The sequence below is a fragment of the Planctellipticum variicoloris genome, from assembly GCF_030622045.1.
Classification (GTDB): Bacteria; Planctomycetota; Planctomycetia; order Planctomycetales; family Planctomycetaceae; genus Planctellipticum; species Planctellipticum variicoloris.
This window is the reverse complement of sequence record NZ_CP130886.1, coordinates 3,921,117-3,946,455: the sequence shown is the minus strand read 5'-3', so window position 1 is coordinate 3,946,455 and position 25,339 is coordinate 3,921,117. Positions and strand designations below refer to the sequence as shown.

Genomic DNA, 25,339 nt, shown 5'->3' with positions numbered 1-25,339 from the left:
GAGTCTTCTGCATGTCTTCTCCTTCCGGCCCCTCGTGGCGCGGTTCGTCCCATCCGCCGGCGCGCGAAGGATCGCGAGCCTGGCGCCGGCCTGGAAGCGGCGGCGGCGGGCCGACATTCTCGATCCGGTCCCGCTGGCTTCGCGGGTTGCTGAGCGTTTTCTCGGCGCTGATTGCGCTGGCGTCCATGGCGCTGTTCGTCTTCTTACTGTTCGTCCCCGGTTGCACGCAGACGCAGTATGGGCTGCTTGCACCTGCTCCCTACAGCGACGGCGGCATGCCGCCGCATCCCTTCGCCCAGCAGGACCGCGAGGACTTTCGCGCCAGCTTTCCGGGGATCAACCTTGCCGACCAGCTCGCTCAGCCTGCATCGTCGACGGCAGCGTCTGCCGGCGGGACGCTCGTGCTGTACGTCACCGCCCTGGCCGGTCACAGCGGCGATGGCGTCGTGATTTATTCCGTCGATTCCGGTCCTGACGAGCCCGACGGATACTTGTCCCTCGACCGGCTCTGGGACTATCTCCGGAGTCTGCCGCGCGAACAGAAGAAAATTCTCGCCCTCGATCTGGCCCGGGGGCCTGTCGACTGGCGGTGGGGTCAGCTTTACCGGCCCGTTCTGGGAAGCGGCGCCAGCCAGAGCGAGTCGAAGGGAGTCATCGGGTCGGTCCTGTCATCGATTCCGAATCTGGCGGTACTGACGTCGGCCGCCCCCGGCGAATTGAGCTGGACCAGCCCCATGCTGGCCCGCTCGGTCTTTGCGGAATTCCTGATCCGCGGATTAGCGGGCGAAGCGGACGGCTCTGCCGGCCAATCGAAAGACCGACGGGTGACTCTCGATGAACTGCACCAGTTTGTTCTGACTCACACGCATCACTGGGTCTCGCAGAACCGCGACCTGCGCGGCCAGCACCCGCAATTGCTGATTTCCGCCGATCGACGCCAGGCACTCCTTGCGACAGTTGTGACTGAGGTGCACAGTCCGAAGGGGACGACTTCGCGGGAGGCTTCCCGGACCGCCGACGGAGCCAGACTTCGCCAGCTCGAAGCTGTCTGGGAGCTGCGCGACAAATGGAGCGCCAAAGACCCCGGACAGTGGCATCCGCTGGGCTGGCGGAGATTTCAGGAACATCTTCGCCGGGCCGAACAGTGGCGCATTGCGGGACAGCCGGAGGGGATGGAGCCTCATCTGCAGGCCGCCGAGAGAGCGGCCCGCGACCTCGAAGTGCGCGACCAGAGCCAGAAACCGGACCTGACCGGCGCGTCGTTTGTCGCCGCGGGCCTGTCTCGTCGAACGGCTGTGGCCCGGCTTCCGGAGACGGATCCTCCGCTTCCCGAGCAGCAGTTGCAGATTGCGATGCAGAACTTCGCCCCGTCCCCAGCGACTCCACCGCTTCGAGAGGCAAGCCTGCAGCTTCGCGCGCGGGCAGAGCAGCAGGCGTGGCTCAGTTTCCGGTCGCGGCTCTGGACCGGATCGCTGCTGGCGGACGCCGATCGGGACCGCCGATTGTCCGAAGATCTCCTGTTTGTGGGGGGGACCGGCGAACTGGAACGATCCGCCGCGGCCGCTCAATCCGCGGCCCAGAAGCTGGACCAGCACGAACGGATTGCCCGCGAACTCGCCGGGGCTCAGCGCCTGCATCGCCAGTTGCTGACGGAGCTTCCGGACCTGGCCTGGTGGGCGTCTCAGCGGATGCCTGTCGAGAATCTCCGTGGAAGGGCGGGGGAGTCCCGCCGCGCCCGGCTCATGCTGGACTATTCGCAGGGGATCGACGAGGCCCGCTTTCGTCCGCCTTCGCTCTCCGCGCAGGAGCAAAAGCTGCGGGACGGACCTGATGATTCGGCTCTGCAGCAGTCGGAAGTCGATCTGCTGCTCCTCTTCGAGCTGACACGGCAACTCGCGCGGCTGCTCGACGGCGAACTGGACTCCGCCCCGCAGTTCGCGACGAGCACCGACTGGCGCGACCGATTGCAGTCATTGACGACGGCGATCAATGATTCCGATCGCGGATTTGAGGCGCTGCGCGCTCGACTTCTGCGACATGCGCGCAGTCTGATCGGGGCCGGCGGCGAGGCCGAGTCGGCGTCGGGACGGGAGCTCAGTCAGACGCAGTATTTTCATTGGTTGCGGCTGCGGAACGCCCTCCAGTGGTCAGGACTGCCGGCGGAGGTCCGCAAAGGGCTCTTCGCTGATCTCGAACAGAGCGATCGGACTTTGCATGCGAACGCCCAGCGAACGCCTGTCGCCGCCACCGCCGACTGGAACGGCGATGACTGGTCGGGGATCGACGGCTGCTGGCAGGGTCTGTGGGCGCTGCAGACGTTATCGCTCGGCGCCGCGGAGACCGACATGGACCAGCGGTGGGTTCTCTGGAAGAACGCCGTCGTCGATTCCGAAAAGCAGCCTGCCTTGCTGGTTCAGCTCGGGCAGTCGATCCGGCAGGAGTTTCGCGATCGGGTCGACCGCGCTCAGCCTGCACTGGCTTCCGCCGAAAATCCGGAATCCGCGCTGCGGTCGCTGCTCGTCGCAGAACGGGCCGTCCGTACGCTGCACGGCTACGACGCCGTGCTGTTCTCCGCCGAGCGCGACCCGGTTCGGCGGCTGCAGAGTTTCGAGCTGGCGGCGGCATGCGTGGCTCAGGCGGGAAGATATCTCGAAGACTTCTGGGGGAAAGTGGCCCCGGAGGACCGCGAGCCGTGGTTCGTGCGCGCCGCCGACCAGTGCCTCCGGGTGGCTGCCCGCCAGAACGATCTGCTGTCGCTGCCGGCCCTTAAGGTGGCGCAGGAACAGGCGGCGCGACGGCTCCAGTCGCTGCAGACCGCCCGGCTCGTGCTGGCGCCGGTCAACGACGTGGTCGACCTGAGGCTGGCGTCGCAGCGTTCAACGCGGATCACTGCAGAGATTTCTCCCGAGACGCCTCGCGGAGTCGCGGCGATCTGGCTCGAAGAAGATGCCGACCCCGGCCGCGAAATCCTGGAGTTCCAGCCGGCCGGGCGTCGTTCCATCACCGCGGAGGAGCTTTCGGCGGAATTCACGATTCGAAAGCAACGCGCGGCGGCCGCGGGCCGTTGCGCGACGCTCGGAGTGCAACCGCATCTGCTCTTCCGCGGCCGGTACTGGGATGGTGCCGACAACCTGCTGCAGGTCGATCCCTGTCCGCCCGCTTCGATCGACTGGAAGTCTCAGCCGCCCGCTCCGACAGGCGAAATTGTCGTCAATGGAGTGGATCGTCGCGATACGATTTTCATTCTCGACTGCTCCTTGAGCATGACGTCGCCGATCAATCCGAAAGATCCTCAGGGGGAGAGCCGTTTCCAGGCGGCGCGCACGACGCTGACGGAGGCAATTCGAGTCTTGCGGGATGGGCCGATCCTGGCCAATGAAAAACAACCGCACGTTGTGGGGTTGATGGCCTACGGACACCGCGCCGGCGCCAAGAACGGCGACCCGAATCAGACGGCCGTCAATACCGCGTGGAGAGTTCCCATTCCCTCGGCGGTCGCCGAGGACTGGCGCAACGATTTCGAAATCCTGACGCAGCCCGATCGTCTCGTCGACGAGCAGTACCAGAAGATCCTCGCCAACCTGGATACGCTGCAGCCGTTTGGACAAACCCCACTGCTGGGGGCGCTGCAGTCCGCGGCACGCTACTTTATCGATCGCAGACGGGGGGGCGTCATCGTCGCCATCTGCGACGGCGCCTACAACGATGGCTTCCCGGACGGCCCCCGCTACAAGGCGATCCAGGAAACCCTCGGCGCGCATCCGGAGTTGTCTCTGCATGTCGTGGCCTTCGGCGTCGACGAAAAGGCCGACATCGATTCGCTGACCCGGCTCAGCGAGCAGACGCGGAGCAAGTTTTACAACGCTCCGTCCGGTCCGAAACTCGCTCAGACCATCGAGACCGTGATGAAGCCCCGGCAGTATGCCGTCATTCGCGAAGCTCTGCCGCGGGAGGAGATCCTCGCCAGCCTGGGCGAACCGGTTACAGGCCGCCTGCCGGACACATATCAGGTCCGCTTTCCGGGACTCGCTCAGTTCTCCGCCACAATCGCCGGCGGCGAACGCCTGCAATTCGATCTGGATTTCGCGGGGAACCAGCTCCGGCACCGCCGGCCCCAGCCGCTACTCTTCCGCCGCGTCCAGGACTCCACGGCGCTCTCGACGGCCGAGCCGACCCGATTCGGATATCTGAAAGCCAGCCTCGACCGGCAATCCCACGAGGCCGACTTTCTGTTCTGTCTCGACCGTGACGATCAACTGGGAATTGTCGCGCGTCCGGCCGAGATGCGGATCGAGGTTACGCCGCGCGGCAGTCGTCAGCGGTCGTCGGGAGAGACGAAGCTTGCTCCCGGCCAATCGATTCCGGTATGGCAGATCAGCCTGCGCAACTGGCCTGCGGACGGACAGCCCGAGGTGCAGGCGAGCTGGAAGATGATCCGCACCGAGCCCGACGCCGCTCTGCCGCTGGCCGCATCGCTGAGGACCCCTCAGACTCCGGACCTGCCCGACTGGCCCGAAGGGGCTTTGACGATTGTCGCCGAGCGCCAGGGGGGGCGAGTCCTCGTCCGCTTGCAGGGGGCTGACGACGTCGCGACCGGTCTGGATATCGCAGATATTCGCGTTGAACTGGGGCGACCGTCGCTGGCGGAAAATCGATTCCTGGCGACCCCGTTCCACTGGCAGAGCACGCTCTACGAGTCCCAGCGGCAGGTGACATACTCGTTCGACGTCGGCGACGCGCAGGAGATCGACGATCTGCAGATCGCGTTGACCTCCCGCAGGTCGCTGGATCGCGGCGCCCGCAGGCTCGAAGCTCCGCTGATCATCGAAAAGTGGGATCAGGAGCAGTGACCCGCGCGGCCCTCGCCGGACGGGCGGCGGTTTCCGCCGGCGAGTCGTCAATCGCGGAGCGTGTCATTGGCGTCATAACTGCATGCGGGGTATGATGAATCCCGCTGGCGACCGGCCCTGTTTTTGTCGTCTTCCCATCCCGGCTCCGACCGCCGGAAGGCCCCCGCATGTCGATCGGCGAGCTGAACGCAGAAGATCTGGACGGCCTTGTCGGCCGCGAACTCGATGGTCGCTACGTGCTCGATCAGTTCGTCGCCCGCGGAGGGTTCGGTGCGGTTTATCGCGGCATCGACAAGAAGTTCAACCTTCCGGTCGCGGTCAAAGTCGGCTTCTCCTACCGCGAGTTCATGAAAGAGGCGAAGCTCGCCGCCGAGGTCCGCCACGACAACATCGTCCAGGTCAGCGACTACGGCAACGACAACGGCCTCGCCTACCTGGTGATGGAGTTCCTGCAGGGGGACGATCTCGAACGGCTCTTCATCCGTCAGGGGAAGCAGCTCACGCCGGAGCAGCTTCGCAAATTCGTCAGCGAGGTCGGCGATGCGCTGGCGCATGCGCATGCGGATCACCTGATTCACCGCGATCTGAAGCCGCGAAACATCATTCTCAAGGAACACCGCAGCAAGAGCGGGGCGACCAGCCACGCGGCCCGGTTCGTCCTGCTCGACTTTGGAATTGCGGCCAAACTCGACGCGGAAGGGACGCAGCGCAATCGGACGCAGGACGGGGCCGGGACCGTCGAGTACATGGCGCCGGAACTGCTGAAGGTCTCCCCGGTCGCGACGCCGCAGTCGGACATTTACGCGTTCGGCGTGCTGCTCTACCAGGTCATGACCGGGCAGGTGCCGTTTCCGCAAAGCGATACGTCGCACATGGCGCTGGCCGCCTGCCTGAACGCGATCGGCAATTCTCCGCCGCCGCCATTTGCCGCGGTTGCGCCGGATCGCAAGTATCCTGCGGCCGTCGAAGAGCTGGTCATGCAGTGCCTGGCCAAAGACCCGGCGAGCCGCCCGCAGACGATGACGGAAGTTCGCGATCGCTTCCTGGCCGCTTACGCAATTGCTCCGAAGCGACAGGTCGATTATTCGCAGACGATCCGTCCGTCCGACCTGGCGGAGACCTCCGCTCCCGGCGAATACGAAACCGCCCAGCCCGTGCGAATCCCGGCTCCGCCTCGATCGTCTGCGCTCTGGCCCTGGCTGGTGGTGACCGGCATCTGCATGATCTCGGTCGCCAGCCTCGTGCTCTTTCCGGAGTACTGGTATCGCCCCAGGTTCGACGCCTTTGCCACGCTGACCGTCGATCGGGGGGACGCCGTCGATCCCGTTCTCGAAGAGACGCCGCTGGTTCTGACGGCCGGCGAGAGTCTGGACCTGACATTTGCGGTCGAAGATCTCCCCCACGGAACGGCGCCCGAGTTTGAAGCTCCGGACCCTCCCGCCGGCCTGAAAATCGACTTTAACCGAGGCCCGATCCCGGCAACGACGCGGAGCATCGTCGTGTCGGCCCCGAATCTCGATCAGCCTCCCGGATTGATGCCGCCTCTCGTCCTGCGGGCGACCGCGCCGGGAGGGGACGCTCCGTTCGAGAAGCAGGTGCGCATCGAGATCCGACGTCCGAAGCTCTGGTTGCCGGACGCACTCCAGAAGGCGGGTTTTCGGGAAGGGACCGACTCTCGGCTCTGCCGGGTTGGCGACGTCATTTTTGCATCGATTCTGGAGCGGCGGGTCGCCGGCCAGTCGGTGCGATTTCGGCTGGTTCCGGAGACCGAGGTCGGCAGTCGCCGAATCAAGACGTTCTATGTCATGGAACAGCTCGTCACCAATCGACTGTTTCAGGAGTTCGCCCGTGAAGTGCCGGATTTCGAATTCGAACCGCGGGAGACTGGCGGGCGAAGCTGGGAGTCGGCGGATGAGTCTCCCGTGACGGACCTGTATGTGCTGGAGGCTCAGCGATTTGCCCAGTGGATTGGCGGGGCGTACGGCAGCCTCCCCACAACGACCGAATGGGAGCTTGCTGCGGGTTATTACGATTTCCTGCGCGTCCTGGAAAAGCGTTACGGCAAGCCCCCCGCGGATATTTCACCGGACGAGCTGCGGGGGTTCGGCCGGGTGCAGGACACGATTCCCGCGCTGAATGTCGAGGTCTGGATCGGCACGGGGCCTTCCGAGTGCGAGTTTCGCGAGCCGGGCGGCGCGGCTCTGGAGCAGCGATCGCCTTACGGGTGCGAATACAACCGCCTGCGCAGCGGAGTCTGGCCCACCGAACTGACTGCCACGCTGGTCGATTTTGCGAACAACGAGGCCGACCTTCGCGACGTCTGTCGCCGGGGGATTCCGGGCCGGAACGACCGCGTCCTGACCGACAATCTGTATCACGCGCGCCTGCGCGGCCTGGGGGAAGAGTCGGGCGTCGACAAGCAATTGCTGTGGGTCAAATCGGTCTCGAACGGGTTGCGGGTCCGCCGCACCGACGATCTGAATGATGCCGGGACCGTGACTCTGCTTCCGGATGGCATTGCCCGCGGCGACTACATCGGGTTCCGCGTGGTCCTGCTGCCGGACGACGGCGCCCGCTGAACCGGACTTGTCGTCGATATAACTCTTTTTGCCAATACGCTTTCTGTTCGCGGTGGAATTCGGGAGATTTCCGGGCAACTTTTGAGTCGGGCCGACGATAATGGGACTGCGGCCGGCGGGGCGCTCGTCTCGCTTCCGCAGGCGGAAAGCGATCTCAGTCGTCATCTGCGTTGCTCCGGTCGCCCGTCCACAGGAATGCTCACGATGAAACCCGCATCCCTGCTCATCCTGCTGGCTGCTCTGTCGATTGCCGGTTCCTGGCCCGGCGCGATTCATGCCGACGAGGCTGTCCTGCCGCCAGGCGACACCGCGCCGGTCCTGCGTCTGGAGACGGGCGGCCCGCGCAGCTACGTGAGCGGCCTCGCCTTCAGCCCCGACGGACAGCAGTTGTACGCGACCGGCTGGGACAAGGCGGTCCAGGTCTGGAATCGGAATGCCGCCGGTCTGCTGGAGTACAGCGCCGGCGCCACGCTTCGCGTTCCGACGGGGGCCGGCCTCTATGGAGGGCTGAATGCCCTTGCTTTGTCGCCGGATGGAAAGTGGCTTGCTACGGCCGGCCAGGGGCACACGCGCGACATGAGCGGAGAGCGAAATGTGGGGTGGGTGCTCCCCGCCGGGACGCTCAGCTCCGCGGCGCAGGTCGACGAAGGTCTGATCTACGTGTTTAACACCGCCACGCGCCAGACGAGGCTGCTGCGCGGACATCGCGGGCCGGTGCAGTCGCTGGCGTTCGTGCGCGACAGCGCGTCGAATCCCCCCGAGCTGGTGTCAATCGCCGAAGAGCGGAACGACGGAGCGACCGGCGTACGGCCTCGCATCCGCTACTGGGACGTCGCCGGCGGTAAGGAACTGGCCCAGCTCGATCGCGTTCCCGATGCATCCGGCAAGGACTGGCAGCCGCTCCCCGATCTGATGGGTTTTCGCCCCGGGCTGACCGCGTGGAGCACCGGCGCCGACCCGAGACAGGCCCGTGTTGCGCTCGCGTGGGGTGACGACCAGTTTCGCGTCTGGGATGTCCGGACCGGTCAGGTCGCGGGGGTGAAGTCCAATCCGAACGTGCTGACCGTTCTCCCGCTCTCGACGGGGGGCGACCGACTGCTGACGGGCGCTCATGCCGAAGTCGGCGTCTGGTCGCTGCGACCGGCGGCCGACGGCCGGCTGGCCGGCATCACTCGCCAGCAGTTTCAACCCGCGCAGATCGATTCCATCCAGGGAAAAGTGCAGAACCTGCCCGGCGCCGTGGCTCTCATTCCCGAAGGGAACGGCCGGCCGGCACACGTCGCCCTGATCGTGACGCGCTACCTTCCGGACGGACGGGGCGAATACCGCCTCACCCTCGCCACGGCCGCCGCTCCGTTTCGCACGGTTCGCGAAGTGCTGCTTCCCTGGCAGGCCGAGCTGCGTCAGCCGTCTCTCGCGGTTTCTGCGGACGGGCGGCAACTCGCCGTGGCAGGCAATGAGCGGAATGAAATCGAAGCCTTCCCCGTCGACGAACTGCTCGCCGGCGGAAATCCGCGGCCTCAGGTGCTCGGCAGCGTTGGCCTTGCATTTCGAGATGCGGCTTTCGTGCAGAGCGGAGACGGGGAGTGGGGCTTGCTGCTCAGCGAGGCCGAACGGAACGAGGCCGGCGAATTTCCCTCGGAGGCGCTGGTTCTGAATGTTCGAGACCGCCGCATCGAGCGTCGGACGGATGCCTGGCGTCTGGCGAATGCCGACGCCGCCGGCTGGTCCGCCGACCGCTCCAAGTCGGGAGTCCTCACGCTGCATCGACCCGATCAACCGGACCTGGAATTGAAGCTCGACGAGAGTCACGTCGTGACGGCGTGGGCCTTCTGTCCGCAGTCGGCCCAGTGCCCGGCGCCGCTGGTTGCCGTCGCGACTCATTTGCGGGGGCAGCCGCTGCTGCAATGGTATCGCGGAGATACCGGCGAACCTGTGCGGTGGTGCGTGGGGCATACGGGGCGGATTCGGTCGCTCTCGTTCTCGGCGGACGGTCGCATGCTGCTGTCAGTCGGCGAAGACAGAACCGTCTCGCTCTGGACGACGACCGATCTGGCGACGCGAAGCCTCGGCAAACATGGCCGAATTCCGGGTCTCGTCGTGCAGTCGCAGGATCAGCGCAACCTCGTCACCGCTGCGCCGGCCGATCTGCCGATCCAGGTCGGCGATGAGCTTGTCGCCGTGGTTCGCGGCGGCGAGGCCATTGCGCTGCGGTCCGCCAGAGAGTTTTATCAGTTTGTTCTCGGCCAGCGTCCCGGCGACACAGTATCGCTCTCTCTCCGACGCAAGGGGAATGTTCAGACGGTTCAGGTCCCGGTCGGTCAGGCGATCGACGAGGTCAAGGCGCTCTGTTCGCTGTTCGTCACGCGCGGGGCGGGACCGGACGAATGGGAGTGGATCGGCTGGCATCCGCTGGGGAATTTCGACGCGCGCGGCGACGGTGTCGATCGCTGGCTCGGCTGGCACTTCAATACGGGCGAACCCGCTCAGCCGGCGCGGTTCGCTCCGGTGGGTGAGTATCGCGACAGCTTCTACCGCCGCGATCTGCTGCAGTCCCTGTTCGATTCGCAGCAGCTTGTCGTGACGACGGCCGAAGAATCGCCGCAGATCACGACCTGGCTCCGCCACCGCGACGGGACTCCAGTCCGCTCCGACTACGACGACCGCCCCCAGTTCAGCACGGGCGACATTGAGCTGGTGGCCGAGGTGCGCGGAGTTTCGGAGCGTCGGCTGCTCGGCGTCACGGTCGCCGTCGACGACGCGGATCCGATGGCGCTGCAGAACGGGGCCAATCAGGAATGGACTGCCGACTTGTCGCGGATTGCGTGGCGACGCGGCGTGCACCGACTGACTGTTCGCCTGCGGACGCCGGATCGGCAGGTCTCCCGCATCGACCACGTGCTCTATCGCCCCGCCGGCCCGGTCATCGACTGGGAGCCTCCCTGGAAGGACGAGCTCAAGACGGGAGACATCTCGGTCGAGGCCACGGTGACTCCCGGTTCTGAGCCGGTCGAAGTCCAGCTCCTGCTGCAGAAGCCCGGCCAGGACGAGCAGACCGTCGTCCGCTCGTGGCAGACTCGCGAGCCGCTGAAGATTTCCGAAAAACTGCTGATCGAACCGGGTGAGAATCGCCTGGAGCTCGTTGCGTGGAATGCGACGGTACCCGCTGAAGACCGCTACCTGGAAACGGCGCGACTGGCGAGCTTTGCCCGGCGGGCGGCGCCGCCGATGGCGCCGCGCATCGAGGTGACGGAGGTCGCTGCGGTGCCGGAGAACGGCGAGCCGCTCACGTTGGAGCAGTCCGAAGCCCGATATCGCACGGTCTGGCCACGAATTCGCATTCGAGGCCGGATTACGGCACAGGGAAATATCGACCGGGCCCGGCTCACGACCGCGGAAGGGATTCGCGATCTGACGGGTTTCACGGCGGCGACCGTCCGGGAGTTCCCATTCGACGAGACCCTGACGCTCCGCCCCGGGCAGCAGATGCTCGTTGTTCAATCTGCCGTGGAAACGGCGTCCGATGAGAAGCGGCTGTTCGTCGCCTTCGAACCACCGCTCCCGACGATCGCAGCATTCGACGCGACGGCGGCGCCGCTTCAAGATTTGCCGAATGGGACTAAGGCGGCTCCGCTGGTCTTCTATACCGGTTATCACGAACCGACGGCGGTCGTTTCCGCCGTGCTGCGGGGACGGATCGAGCTGCCGTACCGGGTCGTTCTCCGCATCAACGAAACCGTCGTCGACGGCGCGATGGTGCAGATCGATCAGTCCCGGCCGGGCGAGCATCGCCTGACCGCCAGCATGCCGTTGGCCGGGGGGCGCAACGTGGTGACGCTGCGTCTGGAAAATGACGGCGGCCAGGCTCCTATGAGCCAGTCGATGGACCTGGAGTTCCGTCGCCCGCCGGAGATCGCTCAGATCATCGCGGAGAATGGTCTCGTTGGAAAGCCGCTCGACCTGACCTGCCGGATTCGGTCGGCCCTGCCCGTGACAGCCGTCAGGCTGCAGATTGACGAGGTTGGCGAGTTGACGAATTTTACGCTGGCCCCGGCCCCGGGGACTCCCGGCGAATGGCTGCTGCATGCTCCGCAGATCGGTCTGGCGGAAGGGGAGCATGCGATCCGCATTACCGCGACGAACGAAGAGGGGGTGTCGCTGGTTCCTGCCGTCCACAAAGTTCGCGTCGAACGACCGGCCGAGAAGCCGCCAATTCTGACTCTGATGGCGCCAGTTCCGTCGGCTTCAACGCTCACCGTCAACTCCAGCCGGCTGGAGATTCGCTATGCGGTCAAGTCGGCGGTCCCTGCGACTGTCCAGCTTCAAGTTCGCTCCAGCGGCGGCAAATCCGAGCCGCGCGTGATTGCCGCCGACGATGTCTCGATCGACGGTTCGGCGGCTGTCGAACGGATCGATCTCGTGGAAGGCGTCAATGAGATCGAACTTTCCGCGCACAACGCCGGAGGGTTCAGCGAAAAGCAGACTTTTACGGTGGCGTATGTGCCGGAGACGATTTCGGTGGAGATCCTCAGTATTGGCGACCTGCAGCCGCAGCGGAAGAACGACGGCTCGGGTCGCTTTAACCAGGCAGCGCCGAGTTCTCGAATGCGCTTGCGCGGACGGGTCGTCGCCCGCGGCAAGGACCAGCTCGACGGTCATCTGGCCGCCCGGATCTGGGTCAACAGCTTTAAGCTGCCGACGGTGCACATTGTCCAGGACGCCAGGCAGCCCAATGTCGGCCTGTTTGAAGCGGATGTGGTCTTCAACCTGCCGAAGAATAACCGGATCAGCGTGGAAGTGTTTCGTTCCGAGGGGCGAATCGCCGCGGAACTGGGCTGCACCAACACGCTCGAAATCGATTGCTCAGCTCCGGAACGCGAGCAGGAGCTCTATGTCCTGCTGCTCGGGGTCGGCGACGCCGAGCAGATGCGGACCCGCGCTCGTTCGGCGCTGCTCGAGGGGGCGCTCCGCGCACAGCCGCGATCGCACCAGCAGACGTCGCAGGAAGTCTGGACGTCCGACGGGTTTTCGCGGATCCACGTCCACGACGGACTCAACGCCACGCCCGCGGCCGTGCAGAATCGGCTGCGCGAACTGGTCGGGACGATGCTCAGCAACCTCTCTCGCGGGGTCAAGAGCGGCCCGCAATCCATCGTGATGGTCTACTACCAGGGGCAGATCACGTTGACAGACGACAATTTTGCGTTTGGAACTTCGGACCGCGCCATCACGGGGCGGATTCTCGAAGAGAACTTGAGCCGCAGCTACGGCTCGCATCTCATCTTTCTCGATCTCGAACAGAAGACGGAAAGTCTGGAGGCGCGGGACATCTGGCCGCGGGCGCCACATCTGGGGATCGCGGTCTCAAACTGGCGGGGGCCTGGAGCTCCGCCGAAGGATTCCCGCCTGATTTCGGTCCTCGAACAGGCTCTGCCTCAGACCCGCGTGGTCCGCGATCTGGCCCTGAAGATCGATCAGCAGTACGCCGCCAACCGGCAGCAGTTCCCCGATCAGTTCGAAACCGTCAACCTCCTTAAAGATGTCTATGACCTCCGAATCGGCGCCGTCGAGTAGTCCGCTCGTTGACACGGCGAAGCCGCATTCCCGCTGGAGCACTCGATGGCCAGTTCCGCTCAATCGTCCGCCGGCGACGCCGGCGATCGTCCTGTCCCGTTTCGGACCGGCGACTCCACCTCCCGCCGCGTCCTCGAAGAGGTTCTCAAGCAGACGGCGACCATGTATTCTCTGGAACCGGGAGTCGAACCGGGCGACCTGGAGCCGCTGCTGGAAGTCGCCCGCCGATTCCCGGACGCTCCTTTTGCCTTCGAACCGGTGATGGTCGAGCTGGTCCGTACGGCGTTTCGCCGCCAGCTCGGCGGCGCCTGGAAGACCGTCGAGCAGCTCAACATCGCCGCGGATCGTGTGGCGCGGACACTCTACGAGAACCCCGAAACTCACGCCCGGCTCAGCGCACTCTGGGACCGGCTGCATGCGGCGGTGAAGTAATGGACGAGCCCCTCGCCGCCACCGAACGCGACCAGATGGTCCTCGACTGTCAGGGGCTGGTTCGCCATCTGGCCATGCAGCTTCGTTCCCGCACACCGGCGTGGATCGAAACCGACGACCTGATCAGTTATGGCCAGGTCGGTCTCCTGCAGGCCGCCCGCGATTTCGATCCAGGGCAGGGGACCAAGTTTTCCACATTCGCTTTCTACCGGATTCGCGGCGCGATCTTCGACGGCGTGAACAAGCTGATGTGGTTCCGGGCGGCCCGCAGTCCGGAAACTCGCTACGAGCAGATGTCCGATGAAGTCATACAGGCCGCCGCGGGCGAGCCGGCTGCCGCCGCCGGACAGGAATCGCTGGCGGCCGAAGCGAGCTGGTTTACGCGATTGGCCAGTTCGCTGGCTGTGGTTTACTTCGCCGCGGCCGACGAACCCGGCGGCGCGGTGGAAGTTCCCGACCAGTCCGCCGAGGCGCCCTGGTCGGGCCTGGTTCAGCAGGAAACCAGCGTCAAGCTCCGGGACGCGATGGAACGGCTCCCCCCCGACGCGGCTGCGCTCATTCGGGCCGTGTACTATGAGGACAGAACCTTGCAGGAGGCGGCCAATCGGCTCGGCATCAGCAAAAGTTGGGCGAGCCGCATGCACGCCCGTGCTCTGGAGCAGATGGGAAAGAGCTTGCGAGCATCCTCGCTCGACGAGGCTCCCGACTAGGGCGTGTGGACATTCCTCTTTCGGAGATTTCCTGGAATTGCAATGATCTTGCGGCTTGAAACTGGTCATGGAGGACCTCGCAGTGCCGCCGCGACATGCTCTCACGGATGAACAATGGGATCGTATCCGGAATTTGCTTCCTGGAAAGCCGGGCGATCCCGGCCGGTCCGGGGAGGACAATCGGCTGTTCGTGGACGCCGTTTTGTACGTGGCCAAAACGGGAGTGCCCTGGCGCGATCTGCCGGAGCGTTTTGGCAACTGGAACTCCGTCTGGCGGCGGTTTGATCGCTGGTGCGAGAACGGGGTCTGGGAGGCCGTCGTCCGGGAGCTCGGCGAACTCGATCTTGAGGAACTGCAACTCGATTCGACATCGATCAAGGTCCATCTGGCCGCCGTTGGCGGCCGACGCGAAGCGGAGGAAAAAAAGAAGACGCGGACCGCCGTCGCGGCGTTGGCCGCTCTCGCGGAGGTCTGAACACCAAAATCCACGCGGCGGTGGAAAAGAACGGACATCTGGCGGCCATGCACCTGAGTCCCGGGCAGGACGGAGACGGCCCTCATGGCCGCGCGCTGCTCGAATCGTTCGAACCCGGACAAATCGAACACGTGATCGCAGATACGGCCTACGACGGAGATGAAACGCGAGACCAGATCCGGAAACTGCAGGCGAAAGCCTGCATCAAGCCCCACAAGAACCGCAAGACCAGGAAGCGCTACGACAAGCAGCGCTACAAACACCGCAACCAGGTGGAACGCTTCTTCAACCGCATCAAACAGTTTCGCCGCGTGGCCACACGTTACGAAAAGACCCTCGAAAACTTCGCCGGCTTCGTCTGGCTGGCGGCGCTCATGGTCGATGTCCTATGAATGTCCACACGCCCTAGCCGCCCCATTTCGATCATCGGAGAGTTCTGCCAGCGCTCGACCTGTTCCAATCGGTGGAATTACTACGTGTCCTGAAATCGGCGCATTCGGCGGTTTCTCGCCAGCCCGACAGTCCTTACAATCCGCACACTCAGACTCAGCATTTGTCGATTCGGCCCTGAGCAATTCTGCTCCGCCGCACGCCGTGACTCGGTATTTTCGAACTAAACTTCGACTGTCCGCAAAACCGGCTCAAACTCCCGGTCGCCTCCCGATCATAAACGGAAACCCAATGCCGACTTCCGGTCCTGTCCTGGACTTTGACCGACTGTTGACCCCCGTCGCGCCCGACAATCCCTGCGGGGAATCGCTCCGCTGGGATCCGGTCTGGGATGAGCTCAGCCAGTTGCGCAAGACGTCAAAGGATCCGCTCGATTCCAGCGCCGACAAGACCCCGGAGTGGGGCAGGGTGGTGGACCTGGCGACGGAGGCCCTGGCGACACGGACCAAGGATCTCCTGATCGCCGGCTGGTTGACGGAAGCGCTGGTCCGCGAGCATGGCTTCGCAGGGTTTCGCGATGGGCTTCGACTGATTCGGGAGTTGGCCGACCGGTTCTGGGACGGCCTCCATCCCTTGTCGGAAGATGGGGACCTTGCGACTCGTTCGGCCCCCTTGAGCTGGCTGACGACCGCGGGCGGCGGAGCTCGCATGCCCGTGGCGCTCCGCGAGATCCCGTTGGCCCCGTCGGCCGACGGAGCATTGCTGAACTGGAATTTCTGGAACCTCCGTCGCGTCGCACCGCAGGGCAAGGACGAGAAAGAAGACAGCTTTAAACGCCGGACTGCGGAAGGCGAACAGAAGCGGCAACTCTTCGACTCGGCCGTCGATGGTGCGCCGATCGCCTACTTTCAGACGCTGCTCGCCGACATGGATGCCTGTCTGGCCGAGATTGCATTGCTCGAAAAGCTGCTCGATCAGAAGCTGGCCGATCAGGCGCCTTCCTGGCAGGATCTGCGCCGCTCGATCGACGAAATCCGGGTTTTTGTCTATGGGGTTCTGAAGCGCCGCGGCGGACTGAACGAGCCGGCCGCTGCCGCTGCCGCCGATGGAACCGCCCAGGAGGCCGCCGTGGCAACGACTGCAGCAGATGCCGGCTCCGCGACTGGATTGGGACCGATCCGGAGTCGTTCCGATGCCATCGCCCGCCTGGAAGAGGCCGCGGAGTTCTTCCATCGGAGCGAGCCGCACAGTCCGGTGGCCTATCTGGTCCGACGGGCCGTCCGGTGGGCCGGCATGCCCTTTGAAGAAGTACTGGCCGAACTCGTGAAAGACGATAAGCTGGTCAAGCAGATCGGAGAAACTCTGGGTCTCCCCTCCGGCTCGTCGAAATAGCTCGAAATCCATCAGTCGTATTGTTTTCGATAACCCTGTCGCTGTGGTAACTCAACTCAGACGATCAGTCTTTGCGTCCCAGTCCCTGAATCCGGAGACTCGCCTCCCCGGAGATCGGTCTCGCGAATCCTTGAAGGATCCCCGTTCATGGCTAAAGAAAGTCTGCAGAAGAAACTGGATCGCGTTCGTCCGCCGCGCGTGCAGATCAAGTACGAGGTCTATGTCGGCGACGCGATGGAAATGAAGGAGCTTCCCTTCGTCGTCGGCGTCCTGGGAGATTTTTCGGGGAAGCCCGAGAAGTCCCTGCCGGCGCTGAAGGATCGCAAATTCGTCGACATCGACCGGGACAACTTCAACAAAGTCCTTGGCGCCATGGCGCCGCGCCTGGCGATGCAGGTCGACGATACGATCTCGGGGCAGGCCGATCAGAAGCTCAACGTGGAGCTCAAGTTTCAGAGCATGGACGACTTCAGCCCGGAGAACGTCGTCAAGCAGATTCCGTTGCTCCGGGCGCTCCTGGAACAGCGGGAAAACCTGAAGAATCTTTCGTCGCGGCTGGAAGGGAACGACAAGCTGGACGAACTGCTCCAGCAGGTCCTGGCAAACAGCGACCTCCGCGCCTCGCTCGCCAAGGAACTCGGGACCGAAACGCCTCCGCCGGCCGCCCCGTAGATTGTTACGCCGTTCGCGACGTCATTGCAGAAATTTCAGCACACACGCCGTTCCCAGCAGAAGGAGTGGTTTCATGGCAGAAGCAGAACAGAGTGCGGCGGCCGCCGCCGGGCAGTCGACGGAATCCGAAAGCGTCCTGGAGACGATTTTTCGCGAAGGGATTCGTCCCCACGACGAGCAGGAGAAGTCCCAGGCCGCGCAGCTCATCGAGACCTTCGTACGGACGCAGATGCAGCCGGGGATGGTCGTCTCCAAGGATGCCCAGCGGAGCATCGACGCCTGGATGGCGGTGATCGACAAGAAGATTTCCGAGCAGCTCAATGTGGTCATGCACCACGAGGACTTTCAGAAGCTGGAAGGGAGCTGGCGCGGGCTGAGCTACCTCGTCCACCAGTCCGAAACCGGGACCGACCTGAAGATCAAGGTGCTCAACGCCTCGAAGAAGGACCTCCTCAAGGATCTGGAGCAGGCCTCCGAATTCGATCAGAGCGCCCTGTTCAAGAAGGTCTATGGCGAAGAGTACGACGTCTTCGGCGGACATCCCTTCGGCTGCCTGATCGGGGATTACGAATTCGGCCGGCATCCCCAGGACATTTCTCTGCTCGACCGAGTCGCGGAAGTCGCGGCGGCGGCCCACGCGCCGTTTCTGTCGGCCGCTTCGCCCGAGATGTTCGGGCTCGAATCCTTCACCGATATCGGCAAGCCTCGCGATCTGTCGAAGGTGTTCGACAGCGTGCAGTACGCCAAGTGGAAGTCGTTCCGTGAATCGGACGATTCCCGCTACGTCGGCCTGACCATGCCGCACACGCTGATGCGGCTCCCCTACGGCAAGGAAACCGTTCCGGTCGAAGCCTTCAATTTCGAAGAGGATGTCGACGGTCGCGATCATAAGAAGTATCTCTGGGGCAACGCGGCGTACGCCCTGGGCACCCGTCTGACCGAGTCCTTCGCCAAGTATGGATGGCTCGCGACGATTCGAGGGGTCGAGGGAGGGGGGCTCGTCCAGGGCTTGCCGGTCCACAATTTCGAGACCGACGACGGCGAAGTCGCCATGAAGTGCCCGGTGGAAGTCGCCATTGGCGACCGCCGCGAGAAGGAGCTCAGCGACCTGGGCTTCATCCCGCTGCTGCACTGCAAGAACACCGATTACGCGGCGTTTTTCGGGACCCAGTCCTGCCAGAAGGCCAAGAAGTACGATACGCCCGAAGCCAACGCCAACGCGCGACTGGCGACGGCGTTGCAGTATCTCCTGTGCGTTTCGCGATTCGCCCACTATCTCAAGGCGATCGCCCGCGACAAGATCGGGTCGTTCATGGAGCGAGGGGAGTGCGAAGCCTGGCTCAATCGCTGGATTAAGAACTACACACTGGCGAATCCGGAGAGCGCCGGCTTTGAATCCAAAGCCAAGCGTCCCCTCCGCGAGGCCCGTATCGACGTCCGGGACGACCCGGCTCGGCCCGGGTGCTATGAGGCCGTCGCGTTCCTGCGGCCGCACTTCCAGCTCGAAGAGCTGAGCGTCGGCCTGTCGCTCGTGGCAAAACTCCCCGAATCCAAGGGGAAGTAGCCCGATCAACATCGCGAGCGGGGGCGCGGGTGCAAGCCCGGCCCCCGCTCCGCGAGTTCGCCGGGCCGCGGTTGGCCCCGGCGAAAATCCCCCACCAGAATTTTTCGCGGAATCCAGGCAACATTTTGCGGACGCCTTCGATCATAGCGTTGGGTGGAGCGATGTTCGAAAGGCGACAGACGCAGTCACCACACAAGTCCATAACCGGAGAGACGAATCATGGCTGCTGACATTCTGCTGAAGATCGAAGGCATTACCGGCGAGTCGAAGATTGATGGTCACGAGGGCGAGATCGACGTCCTCAGCGTCTCCTGGGGAGCATCGAACGCCTCCTCCGCTCACTTCGGCGGCGGAGCCGGCACCGCCCGGGGCAACTGCAGCGACATGAGCATCATGAAGCGGATCGACAACGCCAGCCCCGAATTCTTCAAGAAGACGATGGACGGGACGCACTTCGACTCCGCCACTCTCGTGCTTCGCCTGGCGGGCGGCGACGCGCCGGTCGACTACTTCAAGGTCGAAATGACCCACGTGTTCATCACGAGCTGGAGCCCGTCCGGCAGCGGCGACCAGCACGGCATGGAAAGCGTCTCGCTCTCGTTCGAGCAGGTGAAGGTCACTTACACTGGTCAGAACGACGACGGCTCTCCGAAGGAACCGGTCGAAGTCGGCTGGGACATCGTCGCCCACAAGTCGATGTGACGCCCGGACAGGGTTTCAGTTCTGTCGCCTGACACGTCGGCCGGGGATGTCCGAGACATCGGACGTCCCCGGCGACTGCCGGCGAGCCCGGATTTCCGTCTTCCTGAAGCTGCAGAAGCGAGTCACTCATGAATGCGGGCGAACTGTTCCAGGCCGGGCGACTCAGCGAGGCGATCGCCGCCGCAATTCAGGAAGTCAAAGATCAGCCGGGCGATCTGGCGTCGCGAACGCTGCTCTTCTCGCTCCTGTGTTTCGACGGCGATCTGACTCGGGCCCGCAAGCAGCTCGACGTCGTCGGCAATCAGTCGGTTCTCACCGAAGCCGGAGCCTACGCCAACCTGCTCGCCGCCGAGGAAACTCGCAGGCGAGTTCTGGGCGAGGGGCTGCAGCCGAAGTATTTCGAGGCTCCGCCAGCCCGGATTGAAAAGCACCTGCTCGCCATCTGTCGGCTGCAGGCGCGTCAGTTCGCCGAGGCGAAGGCCCTGCTGGATGCCGCCGAAGAGGAACGGCCGGAAACTTCCGGCACACTGAATGACGTCCCGTTCGACGATTTCGCGGATGCGGACGATGTCACCCGATCGATGCTCGAGTTTCAGCAGGGGCCGGACTACTACTGGATCCCCTTCGAACAGATGGCTCATCTGCAGGTCGTCCTGCCGGACCCGGTCCGGCCGCGCGATCTGTACTGGGCTCCCTGCCAGGTGATTCTGAAGAGCGGTCCGACCCAGCGCGGGTTTACGCCCGTCCTGTACGTGCAGAGTTATCAAGGAAGCGATTCGTCGTTGAAGCTCGGACACGGCACGTCGTTCGAGGATGTCGGCGGCGGAGTCTATCGCGGCTTCGGCTGCAAGCAGTTCGTCGCCGGCGATGCCGACCCGACGCCCTTCAATCTCAAAGACGTCACGTTCGACTGACGCCCGATCGCGGGCGGATATTGACCCGCGGCGGCCGCCGATTCGTCCCGGTCGCTCGTTCAATCCGAATCCGGTTTGTCGAACGGCGTGCCGCAGCGCGCCGTCGCATTTCACGAACGCTGAGTTTCGATCAATTTGCTGTCGCTCTGATTCTGCCTTGCCTCGCGCCGTCGACCTGCAGCGCGAGGTCAGGTTTGGATTTGAGCCGACGCACGATGGAGCAGAAACATGGCCGTCATCGAAAGCAAGCCTGCGCTGTTACGGACCCCGTGGCCCCCCAAGGGCTATCTGGAGCGGAAGGAAGTGTCGGCGGCCGACAACTGGTGGACTCTGGCGGCCGAATATGGACGGACCGATCCGTGGGATCTGATCGTCTACAACTTCGGGACGCGCGACCCGGCCGAGGTGAACTGGTACCTCAAGAACTACGTCGGCTGCACGTTGACGAAAGACGGAAAGAACTACAGCTTCGGCCGGAAACCGGGAGATCCTCCGGCGAAGTGCTATGTCTATATTCCGCATCCCGACTGGCGCCCCATGTCGCTCAACGACGACCTCGCCCGCGGTCTGGTCGTCCGGACGCTGATGTCCGGGGCGGCGCGCAAGACGTACTTCGTGCTGGGGCCGACATCGATCACTGTCGGGGAGATGGGAAAAGTGGCCGACTATGTCGTGCACGACGCGATCCACGTCCGCTACGAACCGTCGCTCGGCGAATGGGCGATGTACGAACCGCGCGCAGCGGGGAAAGAAAACACGCTCTTCCTGGCGTTTAACACCGCCGGCCGGGCGCGACGCGCATTGATCGTTCATGAGGCGATTCACGCGGCGATGGACATCCGAAGTTCGCTGGTCAATACGCTCGAGTCGGAGGCGGCGGCTTACGTGGGGGCGAGCATCTATTACTACCACGAAGGGGAACGGACGAAGCCGACCTCCACGGACACCAGGCTGAACCCGATTCTCAGCGACGCCTGGGACATCGGCCTGAAGAAAATTGCGGGCACGCCTGTTACCGAGGCGGAGCGCCAGGAACTTTACAAGAAGATTGATGCGCACCCGAAGTATTCGGGCCGAACTTACCCCGGGTACAACGGCGTGTGAGTTCGCGGGCTGGCGGGGGGACGATGCCGCTCCCCTCTCGCCGGACGTTGGACGTTTCTTACGGATTGCGGGTTCGACCGCTTTTGTTCCGGAGGTGTCTCATGGCCTGGTTTTCACGCTTCACCCGATTCGGCGACATTCATCTGGTCTACGCTCAGGAGGCCGAGAACTCCTGCGGCATCGCGTGCGTCATGATGACAGTGTTCAAGATCAACAAGCTCGTTCCCGGCGCCGCGGCCCTGCACAAGGAAACGGAGATCTACGACGTTTACGGGGCCGTCAGCGGCGCCGCCTACGACGGCAGCGCGTATTCGTACGCGACGCATCTGGCATCGGTTCTGAACCGACTCCGGGTCGGAACGTGGGAGGCCGCGTTCATCGGGGCCACGAACGTGTCGCAGGCGATTATCGATTCGGTCGGCATCGATACGCCCGGACAGAGCCTGCTGGCCGGCGTTGCGGCTCCTGCCGCGTACGTGGCCAATCAGTTGCGACAGCGGATTCCGATCATCGTGCTCGTGGGCTGGAATGCGGGGGGAGCTCACTTCGTCGTTGTCGACGTCGTCAACAACACGCCGTTCGGCATGTATGCCAGCGTCTGCGATCCCTGGGACGGCAACGTTCACATCACGCAGTTTCAGGCCGGCGCATCGTTCAATTACATCGGAGCGCCGGTGCCCATGTCGTGGGACCTGGGGGGAACGCGACACGACTACTCGTCCACGAGCGCCGGAGCCCCGAACGGCTGGGTCGTTCGCCGGATCGGGGCGTGAAGGTCGCCGGTTCCGAAGAATGCGCCGGCGTGACATCTGTCCGATTCGAGTCAGTCACCAGTTTCCCGCTTCAATTCCGCCAGCGTTCATGAAAACCAGGGCCGCCAATGATCGTCACGTACGAAGTTCCCAATGCCGCGAAGCTGTTCTACCCGCAGACCAGCGGACTGACCTGCTGGGCGGCCTGCGCCGCAGGGGTGAAGTCGGCGCAGGCCAAGAAGCGAGTCGACGAGACCAGCTTTCTGACCGGGAACTACCTCGCGGCCTTCAACGCCCCCAATCCCGCGGACATCGACAATCCCGGACGCGATCTGACTCCGACGGAGCTCGTCGATCTGTATAGCGCTCAGCTCAAGTTCAAGACCCGAACCTTCGACACGAGCTCCCGCGCCGACGTGGCGACATTCATCCAGACGCACGCACCGATCATCCTGCTTTCGGCGATCGTTCAATTCGTCAACGGTCAACCGGTCCACAAGGGCTATCACGTCCGGCTGGTCTATGGCGTCATCGGTTCCACCGACTCCGCGAACGAGGACGAATTTCAGGTCAAGATTTTCGACCCGTTCCCCCCGGCGGGTTTCAAACACTTCACCAACTTCCTGTTCAGCCACTTCAAATACCAGGTCTCCCTGAAAACCGGAAAGTTCTCGACGATGATCGGTCAGTGCTGGTACGCCTGACGCCGGCCTGATGAGCATGGAACCGTTCCGCGACAGCCGTCGAGCACGTTGCGGCGTCGCCAGAAATCGACCGAGCCGCGTCGTCGCGGCGTCTGTTTTCCCCCCAGCCGGGGCTTCCCGAGCGTCCGCATTGCCGCTAATGTGAACGGGAAATCCCGTCATTCTGCTTGCGGATCGAACGATTCGATGACTTCCGCCAGGTCTCAGCAGCCGCTGCTCCCGTCGCTCCTTGATCGCCTGATCGATGCCGAGCCCGATCAGTCCACTGAGCCTCTCTGGCGCGGAAGTTATCGGATTGAGGAACTGCGCGAGCATGTTCGCCGAGACCTCGAATACCTGCTGAATACGCGACATGGTCGCTTCGACCTTCTGGCCCAGCCGGGAGAACTGGCCGTCTCGACGCTGTCGTACGGTCTCCCGGATTTCACGGGCATCGTCGGGGGAGGACTCGAATCGCGCGAGCGGATTCGCGCCACCGTGGAACGGGCCGTCCGCAGTTTCGAACCGCGACTGGCCAACGTGCAGGTCGTCATCCGCGATCCGGAACAGCAGATCGACCGCAACATCCGCTTGACCATCCAGGCGGTGCTCTGCGTCGACCCCGTGGTCGAGCTCGTGACGTTCGATACGACTGTGGAGGCGACCACCGGAACCTGCCAAGTTGAGCCTGTGTAACGATGCGCGAACGTCTCGAAGATTTCTACGAGCAGGAGCTGTTTTTCATCCGGCGGATGGCGGCCGAGTTTGCCCGCGACCGCCCGAAAATCGCCGACCGGCTCTCGCTCAGCCCCGATACTCGCGAGTCCGCCGATCCCCACGTCGAGCGACTGATCGAGTCGTTCGCCTTTCTGACGGCCCGCGTCCGGCTCAAGCTGGACGATGAGTTTCCAGAGCTCACCACGTCGCTGCTCGGGCTCCTCTATCCCCATTATCTGGCCCCGGTGCCGTCGCTTTCGATCGTTCAGTTCCAGCTCGATCCCAGCCAGGGGCAGCTCACCGATGGTTTCACCGTGCCACGCGGCGGACGTCTCAGCTCCCGCGACGTGGGGGGCGTCCCCTGCCGGTTTCGGACCGCCTGCCCGGTGACGCTCTGGCCGATCGATGTGGCGACGACCTACCAGACCGCCCCCTTCGGCGCGGGTGTCAAACTCCCGCCGGGCCTCAATCAGGTCGAGGCGATGCTGCGCCTCGAATTGACGATCGCTCCCAACGTCAACTGGTCCGCCCTGACGCTCGACGACCTGCGAGTGTTCCTTCGCGGCGACGACAAGACCACCCATCAGCTCTACGAGCTGATTTTCAACCATTGCGTCGGCGTGTTCGTCCAGGAGTCGGGCGGTCCAGCCCGCCAGTTGCTTCCCGCCGATTCGATTCGTGAAGTCGGGTTCGGCCGCGATGAAGGGCTGCTTCCCTGTGACGCCCGTTCGTTTCCCGGATACCGTCTTCTGACCGAGTACTTCTCATTCCCTCAGAAGTTTCTATTCGCCGATCTGACCGGCCTGCGCTCTGTCGTTTCCCGCTCGAACTCGCGGAAAATCGATGTCTGCATCCTCCTCGACAAGGCCGATCGCTCCCTGGAAGCCCGCGTCGATCGCGACCTGTTCCGGCTCGGCTGCACGCCGATCGTCAATCTCTTCAGCCATCAGGCCGAACCGATCCGTCTCAGCCACACGAAGACCGAGTACCACGTCGTTCCCGACATTCGCCATCGCAATTCGTTCGAGATCCACTCGATCGACGCGGTCACCAGCACCAATCTCGACACCGGCGCCGTGACCGAGTATCAGCCCTTTTTCGCCTGCCGGCACGGCCGCAGGAATGACTTCAACCCCACGTACTGGCACTCCCGACGCGATCCCTCCACGATCAAAAACGATCGCGGCACCGAGGTCTGGCTGTCGTTTGTCGACCTGAATTTCAATCCGTCGCGGCCCGCCGCGGAAGTCCTCAGCATTTCGACGACCTGCAGCAACCGGGACCTGCCGGGCGAGCTGCGGACGTCGGGAGGCGAAAGCTGGGGGTTCCAACTGGAAGGCCAGGCGCCCCTCAAACGGATCGAGCCGCTCATCCCTCCCACTCTTCCGTGTCGGCTTCCGCAGGGAGAACTGCACTGGCGGCTGATTTCTCATCTGGCGCTCAACCATCTGTCGATCTCCGACGGCGCCGAGGGAGCGGACTCCCTGCGCGAGATTCTTAAGCTCTACGATTACAACAACACCCGCGCGACCGCTCAGCAGATCGAAGGAATTACCAGCATCGCCAGCCGACGCAAGACCGCCCGGATCACCGGCGGGCCTGCGGTCGGGTTCTGCCGCGGCATCGAACTGGAAGTCGTCTTCGATCCGGACAAGTACTCCGGAGTCGGCGCCTTTCTGATGGCCAGCGTGCTCGACAAATTTGTCGGACTTTACGCCTCCATGAACTCGTTTACCCGGCTCTCCACCCGCATGCGGAACGCCGCCGAACCCTTCAAAGTCTGGCCGTACCGCGTCGGCGACCAGACGATCCTCTGACCCGCGACAGGC

At 63.9% G+C, this 25,339-nt stretch carries 17 protein-coding genes; all 17 read left to right on the top strand.

Annotated features, from left to right (window positions below):
- The first annotated feature begins 11 nt into the window (after nucleotides 1-11).
- A complete protein-coding gene (locus SH412_RS15355; RefSeq protein ID WP_336518892.1) occupies nucleotides 12-4,850 on the top strand; it encodes a vWA domain-containing protein in 4,839 nt (1,612 codons plus the stop codon).
- A gap of 167 nt (nucleotides 4,851-5,017) precedes the next feature.
- Nucleotides 5,018-7,429 (top strand): bifunctional serine/threonine-protein kinase/formylglycine-generating enzyme family protein, encoded by a 2,412-nt coding sequence (locus tag SH412_RS15350; protein ID WP_336518891.1) that lies wholly within the window; start codon nucleotides 5,018-5,020, stop codon nucleotides 7,427-7,429.
- Between the two features lie 204 nt (nucleotides 7,430-7,633).
- Nucleotides 7,634-13,003: a WD40 repeat domain-containing protein gene (locus tag SH412_RS15345; protein WP_336518890.1), complete on the top strand. Its 5,370-nt coding sequence runs from the start codon at nucleotides 7,634-7,636 to the stop codon at nucleotides 13,001-13,003.
- Between the two features lie 45 nt (nucleotides 13,004-13,048).
- On the top strand, nucleotides 13,049-13,435 hold the full coding sequence (locus SH412_RS15340; protein WP_336518889.1) for a hypothetical protein: 387 nt from the start codon (nucleotides 13,049-13,051) through the stop codon (nucleotides 13,433-13,435).
- Nucleotides 13,435-14,145: a sigma-70 family RNA polymerase sigma factor gene (locus tag SH412_RS15335; RefSeq protein WP_336518888.1), complete on the top strand. Its 711-nt coding sequence runs from the start codon at nucleotides 13,435-13,437 to the stop codon at nucleotides 14,143-14,145. The genes SH412_RS15340 and SH412_RS15335 overlap by 1 nt, the downstream gene beginning before the upstream one ends.
- Before the next feature lie 67 nt (nucleotides 14,146-14,212).
- Nucleotides 14,213-14,620: an IS5 family transposase gene (locus SH412_RS15330; protein WP_336518887.1), complete on the top strand. Its 408-nt coding sequence runs from the start codon at nucleotides 14,213-14,215 to the stop codon at nucleotides 14,618-14,620.
- Complete coding sequence (locus SH412_RS15325) at nucleotides 14,515-15,012, top strand: IS5 family transposase (protein ID WP_336524152.1); 498 nt, start codon at nucleotides 14,515-14,517, stop codon at nucleotides 15,010-15,012. Before SH412_RS15330 ends, SH412_RS15325 begins: the two co-directional genes overlap by 106 nt.
- 289 nt (nucleotides 15,013-15,301) lie before the next feature.
- A complete protein-coding gene (tssA, locus tag SH412_RS15320) occupies nucleotides 15,302-16,402 on the top strand; it encodes a type VI secretion system protein TssA (protein WP_336518886.1) in 1,101 nt (366 codons plus the stop codon).
- A gap of 147 nt (nucleotides 16,403-16,549) precedes the next feature.
- Nucleotides 16,550-17,074: a type VI secretion system contractile sheath small subunit gene (tssB, locus tag SH412_RS15315; RefSeq protein WP_336518885.1), complete on the top strand. Its 525-nt coding sequence runs from the start codon at nucleotides 16,550-16,552 to the stop codon at nucleotides 17,072-17,074.
- A gap of 73 nt (nucleotides 17,075-17,147) precedes the next feature.
- Complete coding sequence (tssC, locus tag SH412_RS15310; protein ID WP_336518884.1) at nucleotides 17,148-18,638, top strand: type VI secretion system contractile sheath large subunit; 1,491 nt, start codon at nucleotides 17,148-17,150, stop codon at nucleotides 18,636-18,638.
- 219 nt (nucleotides 18,639-18,857) lie between these two features.
- A complete protein-coding gene (locus SH412_RS15305) occupies nucleotides 18,858-19,340 on the top strand; it encodes an Hcp family type VI secretion system effector (protein ID WP_336518883.1) in 483 nt (160 codons plus the stop codon).
- 128 nt (nucleotides 19,341-19,468) lie between these two features.
- Nucleotides 19,469-20,254 carry a type VI secretion system accessory protein TagJ gene (locus tag SH412_RS15300; RefSeq protein ID WP_336518882.1) on the top strand — a complete coding sequence of 262 codons (786 nt, stop codon included), beginning with the start codon at nucleotides 19,469-19,471 and terminating at the stop codon, nucleotides 20,252-20,254.
- A gap of 228 nt (nucleotides 20,255-20,482) precedes the next feature.
- Nucleotides 20,483-21,358 (top strand): hypothetical protein, encoded by an 876-nt coding sequence (locus SH412_RS15295; protein WP_336518881.1) that lies wholly within the window; start codon nucleotides 20,483-20,485, stop codon nucleotides 21,356-21,358.
- Nucleotides 21,359-21,459: 101 nt separating this feature from the next.
- Nucleotides 21,460-22,131: a hypothetical protein gene (locus tag SH412_RS15290; protein WP_336518880.1), complete on the top strand. Its 672-nt coding sequence runs from the start codon at nucleotides 21,460-21,462 to the stop codon at nucleotides 22,129-22,131.
- A 107-nt stretch (nucleotides 22,132-22,238) separates the two neighbouring features.
- Nucleotides 22,239-22,814 (top strand): papain-like cysteine protease family protein, encoded by a 576-nt coding sequence (locus tag SH412_RS15285; RefSeq protein WP_336518879.1) that lies wholly within the window; start codon nucleotides 22,239-22,241, stop codon nucleotides 22,812-22,814.
- Between the two features lie 186 nt (nucleotides 22,815-23,000).
- Nucleotides 23,001-23,489: a type VI secretion system baseplate subunit TssE gene (gene tssE / locus SH412_RS15280; protein ID WP_336518878.1), complete on the top strand. Its 489-nt coding sequence runs from the start codon at nucleotides 23,001-23,003 to the stop codon at nucleotides 23,487-23,489.
- 2 nt (nucleotides 23,490-23,491) lie between these two features.
- A complete protein-coding gene (gene tssF, locus SH412_RS15275; RefSeq protein ID WP_336518877.1) occupies nucleotides 23,492-25,327 on the top strand; it encodes a type VI secretion system baseplate subunit TssF in 1,836 nt (611 codons plus the stop codon).
- Nucleotides 25,328-25,339: the final 12 nt, after the last annotated feature.